The sequence below is a fragment of the Bacillus bruguierae genome (assembly GCF_037104725.1).
Taxonomy (GTDB): Bacteria; Bacillota; Bacilli; order Bacillales; family Bacillaceae_G; genus Bacillus_A; species Bacillus_A bruguierae.
Genome location: NZ_JBAWSX010000026.1, coordinates 14,606 through 30,592, shown reverse-complemented (window position 1 = coordinate 30,592; position 15,987 = coordinate 14,606). Strand labels below are relative to the sequence as shown.

The window sequence follows — 15,987 nt, the reverse complement described above, 5'->3', positions numbered from 1 at the left end:
CTTTCATCGCCAATACGTTATCTTTTAAGGAGGAATTGGAAATGGCTTCAATGGAGCAAATCGTAAACTTAGCAAAGCATCGTGGTTTTGTTTTCCCTGGTTCTGAAATTTACGGCGGTCTTGCAAATACTTGGGACTACGGTCCACTTGGTATCGAATTAAAAAACAACGTGAAAAAAGCTTGGTGGAAAAAATTCATTCAAGAATCTCCGTATAACGTAGGTTTAGATGCAGCAATTTTAATGAATCCAAAAACTTGGATAGCATCTGGACACGTTGGAAACTTCAATGATCCAATGATCGACTGTAAAAAATGTAAAGCACGCCACCGTGCTGATAAATTAATTGAAGATGCTTTAGAGGCAAAAGGCATCGAAATGATCGTAGATGGTCTTACTTTTGATCAAATGGCTGGATTAATGAAAGAACATGAAGTAAAATGCCCAGATTGCGGCAGCGAAGACTTCACTGAAATTCGCCAGTTCAACTTAATGTTCAAAACATTCCAAGGCGTTACAGAATCTAGCACAAACGAAATTTTCCTTCGCCCAGAAACAGCACAAGGTATTTTCGTAAACTTCAAAAACGTACAGCGCTCTATGCGTAAAAAGCTTCCATTTGGTATCGGTCAAATCGGTAAAAGCTTCCGTAACGAAATTACGCCTGGTAACTTTACATTCCGTACGCGTGAGTTCGAACAAATGGAACTTGAATTCTTCTGCAAACCTGGCGACGATTTAGAGTGGTTCACGTTCTGGCGCAATACTTGTAAAAACTTTCTTCTTTCACTTGGTATGAACGAAGAAAGTATGCGTCTTCGTGACCATGGTGAGGAAGAATTGTCTCACTATAGTAACGCAACAACTGATATCGAATTTAAATTCCCATTTGGCTGGGGCGAACTATGGGGCATCGCGTCTCGTACAGACTTTGACTTAAACCGTCATATGGAACATTCTACTGAAGACTTTAATTATGTAGATCCACAAACGAATGAGCGTTACGTACCATACTGCATCGAGCCATCTCTTGGCGCAGATCGCGTAACATTAGCATTTTTATGCGATGCATATGAAGAAGAACAATTAGAAAACGATTCTCGTACAGTTCTTCGTTTCCACCCAGCATTAGCACCATTTAAAGCAGCTATCCTGCCGCTTTCTAAAAAGCTATCTGAAGGTGCCGCGGAAGTGTTCGCAGAGCTTGCGAAAGACTTTATGGTAGACTTCGACGAAACAGGCTCTATCGGTAAACGTTACCGCCGCCAAGACGAAATCGGTACACCGTTCTGTATCACTTATGACTTCGACTCTGTTGAAGACAAAGCAGTTACAGTACGTGACCGTGACACAATGGAACAAGTACGTATGCCAATTACCGAACTAAAAGGCTTCTTAGAGAAGAAAATTCAATTCTAATGAAAAAAGGACTGCTTAAAGCAGTCCTTTTTTACGTGCTCATCGATATATCAGCGGAAGTAGAAATAGTCCATCTCTTCTCAATATGAATCGTTTTTATCTTTTTTCTTTTACCGCAACTGTACATCTTGAAATACAAATTAAATTATTTTCTTCATCAATAATTCGAATGTCCCAAACCATAGTCGTCTTCCCTTTATGAAGCGGTGTTCCAATCGCAGTGACTATGCCGTCTCGTTTAGACTGCAAGTGATTTGCATTAATTTCAAGACCAAAACAAATATATTTATCTTGATCAATTAAATTATATGTACCGACACTAGCAACTGTTTCTGCTAAAGCAACAGATGCTCCTCCGTGTAAAAAACCAAATGGTTGATGCGTACTTCCATGCACTGGCATCGTCGCCACAACCTTTTCCTCTGTCATTTCTAATAATTCAATACCTAATGCTTCCATTAATGTTTTAGACATCTGGTTGTCCCCTTTCAAATTACCAAAAAATGCATAATAAAATCTATTTCTTTTCAAACTATTAGTAAATCTATAATACATGGAGGTATATTATATGAAGAAACTATTATATATCATGTTACTTTTTTTCCTCTCTACTGCTATTGTACCAAAAGAAACAATAGCAGCCCAAGCATCTAACATTACAATTGAAGTTCATACTGCAACACAAAAAGGTAAAAAACCTTATTTGGAATATCAACTCAATTATCCACAATTTCATAACATTTCAGATGGACAATTTCAAAAGAAATTAAATACGTATTATGAGAAAAGCGTAAATAGGTTCAAAAAGAAATTAGAAAAAGATGCAAAAACATATTATGAACAATCAAAAGAAACCGATGCTCCGTTTCATCCATATGTTGCGAATGTTGACTACAAATTTCCATTCAATGCATTTCCATTACTCAGTCTATATGTAAACTATTATCAATATACAGGCGGTGCTCACGGCATTTATGAATGGAAAGCAAATACGTTTGATGTTCAGCAGAACAAACCGCTTCGCTTAGCAGATTTATTTCAAAAAAATAGTCAATATGAAAACATCATTAAGACCGAAATCGTTAGACAAATCGAGCAAAATAAGGAGAATTTCTTTCCAGATGCTGCCGAGAAAGTAATGAATGAAAAAAAACTCAAATACGTTTTAGAACAAGAAAATTTGGTGATTTATTTCCCGTTATACGAAATTGCACCATACGTCAGTGGCATTCCACAATTCCGTATTCCTTATACGCTACTTCGTGAAGTGTTAGAGCCGAAGTATCAAAATATTTTAATTGACAATGCCTAAACAGATTCAGTACTATAATGTTAACCAAATAACGACAAGGGGTTGACATTATGAATAAACTTCGTGTATTAGACTTAGCTTTAGCCGCGATGTTTGTCGCACTTATGGCGATCGGTGCCAATATTACATCTTGGGCACCATTTCTACAAATTGCAGGTGTTCCGCTTTCTATGCAGCCATTCTTTGCTATTTTAGCTGGTCTTCTTCTTGGAAGCCGCCTTGGGGCCTTATCTATGATTGTTTATACATTAGTTGGAATTGCTGGAGCACCTGTATTCGCCGGCTTTAAAACTGGATTTAGTCAACTATTAAGTCCAACTGGTGGATTTATTATTGCTTTCATTCTTGTTGCTTATATAACAGGTAAAATCGTTGAGCAAGTGAAAAAACCAAAATTCGGTACATTCATTGCAGCTTCTACTGTCGGAATCATTCTTATCTATGTCATTGGAACAACTTATATGTACTTAGCTATCAATAGCTGGATGAACGGTCATATTAGCTATGTAGCTGCTTGGAAAGTTATGATGTGGTTTGCAGTAAAAGATATTATCTTTACAGTGATTGGCGCAATCATTGCACCTCGTATATACTATGCTGTTCGCCGTTCTGCGTATCAAAATAACCGCTTGGCATCATAAAGTGAAATATCCATCAGCAGATGCTTATTGCCCACGAATAGCGTGATAAATTGAACACATTATTTTATACTATTGTTTTTCTATAAAAGACGGGAATCGTTATTGTCTTTTATCCCGCATTAACGGGCAGTAATACTCCCACCTTAAAATTCAGCGAAAACAAAGAAGTTAGGCGGGATGTAAACTGCCCGTAAAAGCCCGATTGGTGAGGGCTAATAATCAGTGGGGGATGAAGAAAACCCCCACTGATTAAAGTTTCACTTTATTACGAGCTAAAGAGGATATTCTCCTATTGGATGATATCCTCTTTTTCATGGGAAACATTTTCTATATATATTTGATTTTTACATACAAATAAATTATGCTTGAAAAAGAATTAAATTAAAGTAAGGATTTGATTAGAAATGAGTAGAGAAGCCTCTCAAGACAAGACAAAAAGATTTCTCATTGTAACACTATTTTTCACCCTTGGGACAGCTTTAGGAAAACTACTTGGATTTGCAAAAGAAGTAACACTTGGAGCTTATTTCGGTACAAACTATGCTGTTGATGCATACGTTGTCGCTTTAAATATACCTACTATTGTTTTCACTGGTATTACAGGAGCTTTCGCCTTTTCTTTTATTCCTATCTTTATGGAATTAAAGGGAAAAGATCCGGTTAAAGCATATCGATTTATGAATAATTTTTTAAACATTGTTCTACTTATTTTTTTCATTCCGCTTTTGCTCATTGAATTGCAGCCCCGCTTCTTCATTTCAATATTTGCGCACGGGCTTCCTGAGCAAACAGCTTTATTATCGGCTTACCTATTACAAATTATTTTTCCGACTGTATTTTGTACATTCATGATTGATATTTTTAATGCTTATTTGAACAGTTTACATAAATTTCGTATTACGAGTATGCAATGGGTTATATTAAACGGGATTACACTTATTATTTTCGTCTTGCTTGTAAAATGGATTGGAATTTATGCACTTGCACTCGGTGTTATTGTCGGAAACATCGTACAAAATACACTCGTCTATTTCGCTTCTAAGAGGGAAGGATATCGCTATCAATTTATAATCGATTGGAAAGATCCTTCTTTAAAAACAATGATTTCTTTGAGCATTCCTGCTTTTATTACAAGTACATCTGTTCAAATTAATCTACTTGTAGATCGTACATTAGTCTCTGAATTAAAGGAAGGATCTATTGCGGCTCTTAATTATTCCCAAAAGCTATACTTTATTCCGCTTGGGTTAATTGCTGCTCCTGTCTTAACAGTTATGTATCCTAAATTTGTTGAATACGTAAATCAGTCAAACTGGAAAGACTTTGCAAAATTAATGGAAACAAATATAAAGGTGCTGTTATATTTATTTATTCCTGTCTTTATTTATTTCACCTTTTTTACAGAGGAAATTGTCAAAGTTATTTATAACTATGGTGCATTTGGGAAAGATTCTATTATGATGACAGCAACCGCGTTGCAATTTTATGCGTTAGCTGCCCTCATGCAGCCATTAAAAGACTTACTTGATCGCTTGCTTTTTTCTTTGAAGCTGAATCGATACATTATGTATGCATCGATTATTTCCATGATTATAAATGTTATATTATGTATTATACTTGTTAACCAGATTGGTTTAGCTGGTGCAGCTCTTTCCACTTCAATAGCATCAGCGAGCACTGTACTTATGCTATTATGGATGCTACAAAAATTCATGAAAGAGAAAGAACAGGTGAACTTGCGCTACGGTGGCTTTTTATTCAAATGTATTGTTGCATCTTTTGTAAGTTTGTATACTTCCAAACTGCTGCTTCATTTCTTACATGATACAAAGTTGCTTATCTTATTAGCAATAGCAATTGGTGCCATCGTTTACTTACTCGTCACTTACACATTAAAGATAAAGGAGCTACAACAATTGCTATCGCTATTTTTAGGTAAAAGGAAGGATATAAATGAATAAAATTATGTACCTTTTAAATTATATCGGGGATGGAGGATCAGAAAAATACGTTCTAGATTTAATGGAATCTATTGGTCCAGAGCACTGTATCCTTGTATACTCTATCCCTGGTCCTTTCTTAAAAAAGTTTGAACAACTAAACGTACCGATGTACCGCATTAACATGCGTCATCCTTTTGATATACAAGCTGCCATACAATTAAAGAAGATTATAAAAAAGGAAAAAATCGATATTGTCCATGCACAATTTTTACGTGAAAACTATATTGCGATTTTAGCCAAACTATTAGGTGCTCCTGTTCGGGTCATTTGGACATATCACGTAAATGTGCTGATGCCATTTCACCTAAAGTGTAGCAATTCCTTTTTTACTCGCTATAATGATGCAATCATTTGCATCTCTCAATTTATGAAGCAGCAACTATGTCAAAAGGGTGTACCAGAAAAAAAAATACATGTTATTTATAACGGCGTTGCAGATCCATATCCATATCCATATACAGATGTCCCTCTTTCTCAGCGTGGGCCGAAAAAAATTGCTGTTATCGGGAGGCTAAGCAAAGAAAAAGGACAACCGTTCTTATTAACTAGCTTGCAAAAACTGAAAGCTCTGCACCCATCTTTAGGGTGGCATTGCGATATTATCGGTGAAGGGCCATTAAAAACAGAGTTAATAACTATGATTCAAGAATTATCACTAGGTGAGCATGTATCATTAAAAGGATTTCAAGATGATGTTATAAAAGAGTATACAGAACATGATATTATTGTGATCCCATCAGAAAATGAAGGATTATCCTATGTCGCTATTGAAGCAATTGCTATGAAAAAACCTGTGATTGCAACAAATGTCGGCGGCTTGCCAGAAGTAATTGTTCATAATCAGTCAGGGCTATTAATACCGTACGGATCGGAAGAAGCTTTAGCTGCTTCCTTAGCACAATTATTACAAGATGAAAAGTTATATCATTCCTTAGCAGAATGCGGACGCGAACATTACCTACAACACTTTACTTTCTCAAAAATGGTGAACGAAGTTACAACACTTTATCGCATACCATCATCATGTTAAAGGAGAATATATATGACACATTCAACTCGATTCTACTATATATGGGCAAGTATCTTCTTCATTCTATTGGGATTACTGTTTCCATCAATTTATACCGGGCTTTTCATTTCTTTCGGACTAGCATATGCTGCTTTTCGGGATGAAAAGCTCGGTATTGCTTATTTATTACTATTTATTCCGATGCGCCCTTTTCTCGTTGCTTTTAATCCTGGGCTAAAGTTTATCGGTCTATTTATCATCATTGCACTCTTAGTGCGTCTATTATTGCAATATCGAAATAATATTCCAAAGCTTTTTTCATTCCGTTACTTTGAAATATTATATTTTCTTTTCTGCTTGTTTGGCGCTGGAATTGGTCTATTAAACGGCGTTTCATTTATTGCAATTGCTATGCAATTACACACGCTGCTTCTATTTTATTTTGTATACTATATTGTTTCTCGTATCACTGTTCAGCATGATGATATCGTATTTTTTGCGAAGATTACCTTTATTGCTTCTGTCATTATGTCTGTACAAGGTTTAATTGAAAAACTATCATTGCGCACCATGTTATTGCCAGAAGCTTGGAAAGATCTTGTGCTTGCTCCGACAAATAAAATTCGGATATACGGAATGGCCGGCGGTCCAAATGAATTGGCATTATATTTGACGTTAGCTTTTCTCATTTCACTATACGTTCTTCAACACGTATCAGGGAAAATGAAATATGTCACATATACAGGGCTCATGCTTATTGCCACGACACTATGGCTCACGTATTCACGAGGTGCCTTTCTAACAGTTATCGTCTTTGGACTTGTCTATCTATGTATCCACCGAAAGATGCCAATCTGGAGAGCATTGCTAGTCATCTCCCTTTTGTCATTCCTATGTGCAACATGCATCTCAAAAATGACAAACTACTTAGAAGGAGATCAAGTAGGCGTAAAACGATTTACAGAAGCATTGTCAGAAGACACAGTTGAACTTAGTAAACAAGACGGGCGCATTTACTATGTAAAAAAAGCAGTTGAAATCTTTCAAGATAAACCGATTACTGGCTATGGATTAGGGACATTCGGGGATGCTGCTACGCAAACTTTTTCATCACCTATTTATAAGCAATATGGGATTACATGGAATTTTTATTCTGACAATCAATACATTCAAATACTCGCTGAAACAGGTATCATTGGCGTGCTCTTATGTGCGGGATTTACCTTTGGATTCCTTTCTCTTCTTTGGAAATATAGACGAAAAGCACCATTTGCTCCTCTTACTCTATATTTAATAGTTGGAGCGATTATTGGCAGTGCATTTTATAACATATTAGAAAATGCTTCATTTATGATGTATTTCTTTTTAACAGCCGGGTATATACAGCATGCCACGAAAAAAAGCTACTGAGAATTCAGTAGCTTTTTTCTTTCTTATTCTATTTTTGTCGTAACCTTCTTACCTGTACAAAAGTAAATAATATAGTAAGGATGATGCTTACACCAGAAATCATCATACCAAGTTTTAATCCTGGAGAATGGTAAGTAAGCATAACTTCATGATTACCAGCTTCCGCCTTCACTCCTAACAACCCATCCATGACCGCTGTTGTAGGCTGCTCTTTCCCGTCGATTGTAACTGACCAACCGGCATCATAAGGAATCGGGAATACAAATGTAGCATCATTCTTTAATGCAATTTTTCCTTTAACCATTTTTCCTTGGTTTTCAGTAACCTTCATACTGCTTTTTTGTAATGCTTTTATTGTCTCATTAAATTTGTCTATGTCTAATCCATAGAACTGTAATCCTTTTAACGAAAAGATATCTTCATTTTCAACCTTGATCTTCATCGTTGTAATCCCATTTGTTGGGAAATACCCAAAATCAATTAAAGTTTTTTCAATATCTGGCGGTAAATAAGATGGATACTTTTCATTCACCATAATTTCTTTCCAATTTTCAATCCCTGTAGCTAATCCGTATAATTGAACCTCTTTTGGTATATTTACTTGAATCGTAATATATCCCGGTTTTTCCTTATTAACTCGTTCATATTTTCCTTCTTGTCCTGAAATAGCAGCCATATTTTCCAATAAAATTTTTGGATCTTCTAGCTTTTTAAACAGCGTTCCTTTTTTTATATTAATCAATTTTTCCTGGAAAACAAAAGGATTTTCTTCTTTTTTAGAAGGTATATGTTCGATTGGATAACCAAATGGAATCATATTGTTATTCTTAAATACATTAGCAGAGCCAAATTGATTTATTTTTTCATGTCCATATTTCGGTACGATGCCTTCTTCAATTTTATATCCAATTTTTAAAATCGCATCCATGAGCAACGTGTCACCATGGTTATTGGCTACTAAAAAGTCTGGAGACGTTGAATAGCCCGTTAGCTTTAAAAAGCGATGAAATGATCCGTTTGCCATCGAGTTAAATGTTTGGAAAGAAGGATAATCATATTGTAATGAATCATTTAGCGTTCGATAATATTTAGTACTTACACGATAATGCTCTGCATTGATTTCATTTACATATTGAATAGCTTGTTTCGCATCTTTGTTCAATTCGTACTCATCACGCTTTGTATAAGCCATTTCTTTATGCAATCCATAAATATATTTTCTTGTATTAAACCCTATGTCACATACTAAACATAGAAGCAATAATCCTGTCGTTATTTTTGTTAATGATGGTTTCATCATGCGAATATGCAATACGACCACGATAAAAGTAATAAGGATAGCGTTTATAAGCAGTGTCTTACTATGAACTACTTCATAATGTTTTACTGACAATGCATACAATAAAATCAAATGGATAATATAACCAATCCATAACGGCAATACATCTTTTCGACTGATATGTTGAAATACTCTCGCTGCCATAAAAACAGCTAACATTACAAAGACAAACGCAAAACGATATGGATATGCATTCGGCCACTTATTTCCATGCCACGCTAAATTTAAAAATGGAATTGCAAAACTACAAATTAAGAACAAAAATACAGCTATAGATAAGAATTTTTCTCGTTTATTAATTCCTTTATTAACAAAGTATAAAGGTAATAATACGAGTACTAATATAGATGCATATACGTTTGGAATACCAAATAAACTTGAATCATACCCACCAGATAATAACTTCCAATAGAAAAGAAGTAAATCTAGCTTCCATTCTAATTTGAACTCCGTTGAACCGATACTATATGGGTTACTCTTTAACGCTTCAAGAGTTGGAAGAATAATCACCGCTCCTATGCCAGCAGCTAATCCCGTTCCGAGGCAGAAAAGAAGAAAATATTTTCCCCACGTTTTTATGGCCCGAAACTCATATTGTGTAAAAAGTCGAATCATAAAATAAAGGAATGTAAAAATCCCAAACATAAAGGAAATGTAGAAATTTGCGATAAACATAATTGCTAACGAAAACGTAAAGAAAATAATCTTTTTATCTCGTAAAAGTTTTTCAACTCCCATTAAAACGACAGGTAGAAATACAATACCATCTAGCCACATTACATGAAACGAATAGGCCATAACAAAGCCTGATAATGCATAAGCTGTTGAAAATAATAACAACCCTTTATGCTGCTTTCCTATCACATAACGTAAAAACAAGCCGCATGTTACTCCTGCAAACCCTACTTTTAAAAGCGTAATAAGAAAAATAAATTCTGGAAGGTTTGCTTTATTAAAGAAGAAAAGAAGAAGAGAAAACGGACTTGATAAATAATAAGCAAATGTTCCAATAAAGTTAAGTCCCCCGCCTAACTCCATTGTATATTGTAAACTCTTTCCTTCTGTAAATACGCTATGTAAATAAGAATAAAATTGAACATATTGTGTGCTTAAATCACTAATTAATACTGAATAATTCCCAAACGGATACATACCAAATATAGCATAACTTAAAAGCAATATCCCAAACGGAATGAAAAAGAACAGTACGCCATATAACCCTCTTAATTGTTTCATTATTTTATGCTCCTGTTTTATTTTTTTTGCATACTTGCTATTTTCTCATATTAATGAATATTTGTAAAAAAAAACCTTTCTAAACAGGTTCTGTTACCCCTGCTTAGAAAGGATTCTCTTTCACATTACTTCCTCTTCTTTGACACGATAAAACAAAGAACAATCGCTGCCAATAAGCTAATAACAGAAACGATGACCCCTACTACAAATCCAGGGGATGTATACTTCAATTCAATTGTATGTGTTCCTTTTGGTAGTTCTACTCCAAGAAATGCATCATTTAATTTCAGTACTTTACCATCTTTTCCATCAATTTTTACTTTCCATCCTTTATCATATGGGATAGATAAGAAAAGGAGATTATCTTGTTTTACATCAATCTTCCCTTGAACACTACGACCCGTATAGTTTGTGACGTTCAATGGTTGTTGTTTTAATTCATTCACACGTTTTTCAAATGTATCTATGTCAAGTCCATAGAACAACTGCTGATCTAATTCAACGGAATGACGTTTTACCGTCACTTCTACTTCTACTTTTTCATTTTCAAAATAGCCTAAATCAAGAATACCATTGTTCCAATAATAAGATGGATAATCAGACACGTCGCTGTCTGGTCCCTCACCGATTGTTTTACCTAATGTTTTTCCATTTACGTAAACCTTTGTTACACCAGTTGGTTCCACACGTAATTTTGTATATAACTGTTGTTTTCCTTTAACATCAAACACGTATTTAATGCTTGCTGTCTTATCATCTTGCTCTTTGACTAACTGGATTGGTTTTTGATTTGTAAGAGCCGCTTTTTTCTTCTCAGCAGCAAGTTGCTTTTTACTTTTTTCTTCATCTGCTACTGCCAAGTTATTATATTGAACAGAAATTGGTTCAAGCGGTTTATAATAGCTTACAGGTTGTCCATTTAACTTGCCAATTAGTTTATTTTGCTCTTCAAATGAGTTTGTATAGTTGGTTTTTTCAACCTTTAATTTCTCTTTTCCTTTTGTATCAAACTCATCTTTATTGACCATATATCCAAACGGAAGGGCATTTTTATTCTCATATACGGAAATATCGCCGATATTATCGACTTTTTCAAAACCATATTTATTTAACGGACGATCTGAAATCATATACTTCATACCAAATAAGGCATCAGTTGAAACAATTCCTTTGCCGTTTTGCAAAATTAATGCGTCCAAATAACCGTAACCTAAATCTTGCATATATAAATTCAAATGCCCATTTGCAACAGAGTTGAAATGAGTAAGTCCTTTATATCCAAAGCGCATCGCATCATTCCAAGTTCTTCCCATTGTTGTTTCCATGCGATATAGCCCTTTGTCTTTTTCAGCTACTTTTTGAATTGTTTCTTCATATCCCGGATATGGAGATGCATATTCTTGACGATTAATGTAGCCATACTCATAGCCCATTAACTTAATCATATATACTGTGTTAAGTGCAACATCTAGCAAAGCTACAGCTACTAATGCGAAAGATACCAATGCTTTGTTCTTTTTCACTCGAACTTTTGCGTATAGTAACAGCGCATATACAACAACGAAAAAGATGTTTGCCATCATTTTATTCGATTGCATATAAGAAGGTGCTACTTTTCCAAGTAAAACAATCATAAATAGGTTAAAGAAAACGACCTTTTTCAATGCAGGTAATAATTCTTCTCCGAATACCATAAACGTTCGAACAGCCACATAAATAAGTGAGAATGACAATACAAACGAATAACGATATGGGAAATTTGTTGGCGGCTCAAAGCCATGCCAAGCAATATTTAAAAACGGTATTTCAAAAGAAAGAACGATAAAGAGCATCACTGCCCCGTATACAATTTTTTCTTTTAATGCAATTTTCTTTGTTACAAAGAACAATGGAACAAGTAACAGTGTCAATACACCAGCATACACGTTTGGCATCCCATTAACCGTTGTATCGGTAATTCCATTAAAGAAGCGACTATAAAAATCAAATGGATCGAAATTAAACGCTGTAGAAAATGGAAGTTTCGTACGTTCTGCAAAGTTACTCTTTAAGTCCATATACGTCGGCAGTATAATAAATGCCGCCATTCCAGCTGCTAAACCTGTTCCAATGCAGAACCATACAAACTTTTGCATAAATTGCTTTACATTACGAACGTCATAAAGGACACAGAAACGCACCACAAAGTAAATAAATGTAAAGATCCCTACCATATAAGAAATATAGAAGTTTGTAATAAACGTAAGAGCTAAACTAAAAATAAACAATCCGCATTTTTTAGTTGTCAACAACTTCTCAATTCCAAGCATAATGAGCGGAAGCAAATAAATTGCATCCAACCACATAACGCAGAAGGAATAGACTGTTACAAATGACATTAATGCATAAAAAGTTGAGAATAATGCGATTGTAATCTCACGACGCTTCATCATATAACTTAAATAATGCGTCATTGTCACACCAGCTAATCCAACTTTCAATAATGTCATAACCATAATTGCTTCCGGAATATGAGCACGATCAAAAAAGAAAATTAAAATAGAAAACGGGCTTGCTAAATAGTAGGCAAATACACCAAGAAAATTTAGTCCCATTCCGCCTTCCCAACTATAAAAAATGCTTTTTCCATTTTTCATAACATCATATAAATATGTGTAAAACTGTACATACTGTGTGTGCAAATCAGTAATAAGAATTGATTTTTGTCCAAATGGAGCAATACCAATCAGTATAAACATTACACCATAAATAGAAAACGGAAGGAAAAAAGCTAATGCATATAAAAATTTCTTTTTCTTAAATAAATCCAACAGTTGTTGCATTATACTCCTCCATATCATTCCTAGTTCGAAAATATATGTATAAAAAACAATAGCCGGCATAAAGCCAAGCTATTTGTTTTTTATGCATTTTGGCCTTGTTTCACTTCGACCTTCTTTTTAAAAATTATATATTTACTTGCAAAATAGTTAACAATTACAACAATAACATTCGCGATAATTTTAGATACTAAATCATTGATACCTAACCATTCGATTAATACAATCATGGAGAAAATATCGATGAAGTACGATAAAACGCGAAATCCCATAAAATAGAAAAATTCTTTCATCGCATGGGCAAAGCTTGTTGGTTGACTTTTAAATACATACTTTTTATTTGTAACATACGCAAACAACACAGATACAATCCATGCGATTGTCGTAGCAACTTTGTAATCCATTCCAACTAAAGTTGCACAAACATAATACGTAACTATATTAACTAACGTCGTTAAACCGCCAAAAAGCAAATAGTTAAAGATTTCCTTCACTCTGTTATTCACGTTTTTAATCCCCTAACGATTTGATTTTACTTTATGGTCTTCTACGCGATATAACTTTGCTGTCGGCTTTTCATCCAAATTTGTTACTTTATCATCGTTATACTCATCTACAAAGTATAGTGGACGATTTTTCGTTTCGTTAAAAATACGGCCTAAATATTCACCGATAATTCCAACTGCAATTAATTGTACACCGCCAAGGAATAAAATCGCTGTCATCATTGATGGATATCCGCTCACAGATTCCCCATGAATAAGCGTCTTAATAATAATCCAAAGCATGTAGCAAAATGCACCAAATGATACGGTGAATCCTAAGAAGGATGCAAGACGTAATGGAAACGTTGTAAAGGATGTGATTCCTTCAATTGCTAAATCCATTAGCTTAAAGTAGTTCCATTTCGTTTCACCAGCTGCGCGTGGATCGCGGTCGAATAAAATTTCTTTCTTATTGTATCCAATCCAACTGAACATTCCTTTTGTATAACGCTGTGTTTCACGAATTTGCTTTAATGCTTCCACGCAGCGTCTATCCAATAAACGAAAATCTCCTGTATTTTCTTGAATTGGGATTCTTGTTGTTTTCTTTAATAGGCTATAGAATTTTCCAGCTGTCCATTTCTTCGCCCAAGATTCTCCTGCACGAGAACGTCTTTTTGCATAAACATCATCATAGCCTTGCTCCCAATATTGAATCATGTCTGGGATTAATTCTGGCGGGTCTTGTAAATCAGCATCAATAATGATAACTGCATCACCCATCGCATGATCAAGTCCTGCGATCATCGCTGTCTCTTTTCCAAAGTTACGAGATAAGTCTACATAAGAAATGCGTTTATCGCGTACTCGAAACTCTTTGATCATATTTAATGTATTATCTTTACTTCCATCATTCACAAATAAAATCTCAAAGTTGTAGTTTGGCACCGACTCAATTACGTCCGTCAACCGGCTATACAGCTGATCTAACACTTCTTCTTCATTATATGCCGGTACTAAAATTGTAATGGTCTTCAAAGAAGGTACCCCTTTCTTTTTCAAATTTTCTCAGTAAAGAACAATTTATAAGCACAGATTAGACATAGTAAATTGGATGTTTCCCTTAGAATACCTCATTCTCCAATTCACTATGTCTAATCTTACACATCTATCAATAATTAATTTTTAACCGCTTGTTCTTGTACAAGTTTTTGCATAATTTGTAGTAAATCTTCTTTTAATTCGTCATGTTGCAGTGCCATTTCAATTGTTGTTTGAATAAAGCCAAGCTTCTCACCAACATCATAACGTGTTCCTTCAAAATCGTAAGCGAATACGCGTTGAATTTCGTTTAGATTTTGAATTGCATCCGTTAATTGAATCTCACCGCCAGCACCGATATGTTGTTCTTCTAAGAAACGGAAGATTTCAGGTGTTAAGACATAACGACCCATAATCGCTAAATTTGAAGGCGCTGTACCTTGTGCTGGTTTTTCAACAAATTGTTTTACTTGATAACGACGGTCGTCTTTTTCTAATGGATCAATAATACCGTAGCGATGTGTTTCATCTTCAGGAACTGTTTGCACACCAATTACAGATGATAATGTTTTTTCATACTCATCGATCAATTGTTTTAAGCAAGGTGTTTCTGCTTGCACAATATCGTCTCCAAGTAATACAGCAAACGGCTCATCACCAATGAATTTACGCGCACACCATACTGCATGACCTAAACCTTTTGGTTCTTTTTGACGGATATAGTGAATATCAACCATTTTAGAAGAAGCTTGTACCTTTTCAAGTAGCTCATACTTTTTCTTTTCTAATAAATTTTGCTCTAATTCAAAAGCATTATCGAAATGATCTTCAATTGCACGTTTTGTTTTGCCTGTAACGATAATAATATCTTCAATACCTGCAGCAACTGCTTCTTCAACGATATATTGAATTGTTGGTTTATCAACAATCGGTAACATTTCCTTTGGCATTGCCTTCGTTGCTGGTAAAAAACGTGTTCCAAGACCAGCAGCAGGAATAATAGCTTTTCTTACTTTTTTCATGTTTACAACCTCTTTCTTTATTGGTTTTACATGGCGAACATTTTTTATTTCCTATCAGTTAATTTATCCTACACAAGATAAATTTATTGTACAAAGCACACTTAGTTATAGAGAAAATAATATGAAGAACCTCATCATATTAATTCTCATATTGTCTCTCTCTCTAGGAATCTTACAACTTTTTTCCTTTGTAATATTCCCTTTTTTTTATGACAAAGTGACATTCCCTACAAATTTTACATGATTGTCTCT

Annotated in this window: 12 protein-coding genes; 6 read left to right on the top strand and 6 right to left on the bottom strand. The window is 34.7% G+C overall.

The genetic code is table 11. The features are described 5' to 3' along the window. Positions 1 to 41 precede the first annotated feature (41 nt). Complete coding sequence (locus WAZ07_RS24815) at positions 42 to 1,418, top strand: glycine--tRNA ligase (protein ID WP_336474542.1); 1,377 nt, start codon at positions 42 to 44, stop codon at positions 1,416 to 1,418. Positions 1,419 to 1,514: 96 nt separating this feature from the next. Here WAZ07_RS24815 and WAZ07_RS24810 read toward each other — a convergent pair whose 3' ends face one another. Then, a complete protein-coding gene (locus tag WAZ07_RS24810) occupies positions 1,515 to 1,892 on the bottom strand; it encodes a hotdog fold thioesterase (protein ID WP_090918988.1) in 378 nt (125 codons plus the stop codon). A gap of 94 nt (positions 1,893 to 1,986) precedes the next feature. Between WAZ07_RS24810 and WAZ07_RS24805 the strand changes: the two genes are divergently transcribed. From WAZ07_RS24805 to WAZ07_RS24785, 5 genes are all read left to right on the top strand, one after another. Then, a complete protein-coding gene (locus WAZ07_RS24805) occupies positions 1,987 to 2,730 on the top strand; it encodes a DUF3298 and DUF4163 domain-containing protein (protein WP_336474541.1) in 744 nt (247 codons plus the stop codon). A gap of 50 nt (positions 2,731 to 2,780) precedes the next feature. Beyond that, positions 2,781 to 3,371: a biotin transporter BioY gene (locus WAZ07_RS24800; RefSeq protein ID WP_336474540.1), complete on the top strand. Its 591-nt coding sequence runs from the start codon at positions 2,781 to 2,783 to the stop codon at positions 3,369 to 3,371. Between the two features lie 404 nt (positions 3,372 to 3,775). Further along, entirely contained in the window at positions 3,776 to 5,332 is a 1,557-nt protein-coding gene (gene murJ, locus WAZ07_RS24795) for a murein biosynthesis integral membrane protein MurJ (protein ID WP_336474539.1), read from the top strand. Beyond that, entirely contained in the window at positions 5,325 to 6,404 is a 1,080-nt protein-coding gene (locus WAZ07_RS24790; protein ID WP_336474538.1) for a glycosyltransferase, read from the top strand. Before murJ ends, WAZ07_RS24790 begins: the two co-directional genes overlap by 8 nt. 12 nt (positions 6,405 to 6,416) lie before the next feature. Continuing rightward, a complete protein-coding gene (locus tag WAZ07_RS24785) occupies positions 6,417 to 7,793 on the top strand; it encodes an O-antigen ligase family protein (RefSeq protein WP_336474537.1) in 1,377 nt (458 codons plus the stop codon). 28 nt (positions 7,794 to 7,821) lie between these two features. Here WAZ07_RS24785 and WAZ07_RS24780 read toward each other — a convergent pair whose 3' ends face one another. The 5 genes from WAZ07_RS24780 to galU form a co-directional block, all read right to left on the bottom strand. Beyond that, positions 7,822 to 10,368: a YfhO family protein gene (locus WAZ07_RS24780; protein WP_336474536.1), complete on the bottom strand. Its 2,547-nt coding sequence runs from the start codon at positions 10,366 to 10,368 to the stop codon at positions 7,822 to 7,824. A 125-nt stretch (positions 10,369 to 10,493) separates the two neighbouring features. After that, complete coding sequence (locus tag WAZ07_RS24775; RefSeq protein ID WP_336474535.1) at positions 10,494 to 13,190, bottom strand: YfhO family protein; 2,697 nt, start codon at positions 13,188 to 13,190, stop codon at positions 10,494 to 10,496. An 80-nt stretch (positions 13,191 to 13,270) separates the two neighbouring features. Then, positions 13,271 to 13,693 (bottom strand): GtrA family protein, encoded by a 423-nt coding sequence (locus WAZ07_RS24770; RefSeq protein ID WP_336474534.1) that lies wholly within the window; start codon positions 13,691 to 13,693, stop codon positions 13,271 to 13,273. Positions 13,694 to 13,705: 12 nt separating this feature from the next. After that, positions 13,706 to 14,710: a glycosyltransferase family 2 protein gene (locus tag WAZ07_RS24765; protein ID WP_336474533.1), complete on the bottom strand. Its 1,005-nt coding sequence runs from the start codon at positions 14,708 to 14,710 to the stop codon at positions 13,706 to 13,708. Positions 14,711 to 14,850: 140 nt separating this feature from the next. Further along, complete coding sequence (gene galU, locus WAZ07_RS24760; protein ID WP_336474532.1) at positions 14,851 to 15,735, bottom strand: UTP--glucose-1-phosphate uridylyltransferase GalU; 885 nt, start codon at positions 15,733 to 15,735, stop codon at positions 14,851 to 14,853. Positions 15,736 to 15,987: the final 252 nt, after the last annotated feature.

Bases quoted from the DNA above. Each gene is read 5' to 3' on its own strand.
- WAZ07_RS24790 (WP_336474538.1), top strand. From the start codon at position 5,325: ATGAATAAAATTATGTACCTTTTAAATTATATCGGGGATGGAGGATCA.
- galU (WP_336474532.1), bottom strand. From the start codon at position 15,735: ATGAAAAAAGTAAGAAAAGCTATTATTCCTGCTGCTGGTCTTGGAACA.
- WAZ07_RS24785 (WP_336474537.1), top strand. From the start codon at position 6,417: ATGACACATTCAACTCGATTCTACTATATATGGGCAAGTATCTTCTTC.
- murJ (WP_336474539.1), top strand. From the start codon at position 3,776: ATGAGTAGAGAAGCCTCTCAAGACAAGACAAAAAGATTTCTCATTGTA.
- WAZ07_RS24800 (WP_336474540.1), top strand. From the start codon at position 2,781: ATGAATAAACTTCGTGTATTAGACTTAGCTTTAGCCGCGATGTTTGTC.
- WAZ07_RS24780 (WP_336474536.1), bottom strand. From the start codon at position 10,368: ATGAAACAATTAAGAGGGTTATATGGCGTACTGTTCTTTTTCATTCCG.
- WAZ07_RS24805 (WP_336474541.1), top strand. From the start codon at position 1,987: ATGAAGAAACTATTATATATCATGTTACTTTTTTTCCTCTCTACTGCT.
- WAZ07_RS24810 (WP_090918988.1), bottom strand. From the start codon at position 1,892: ATGTCTAAAACATTAATGGAAGCATTAGGTATTGAATTATTAGAAATG.
- WAZ07_RS24815 (WP_336474542.1), top strand. From the start codon at position 42: ATGGCTTCAATGGAGCAAATCGTAAACTTAGCAAAGCATCGTGGTTTT.
- WAZ07_RS24775 (WP_336474535.1), bottom strand. From the start codon at position 13,190: ATGCAACAACTGTTGGATTTATTTAAGAAAAAGAAATTTTTATATGCA.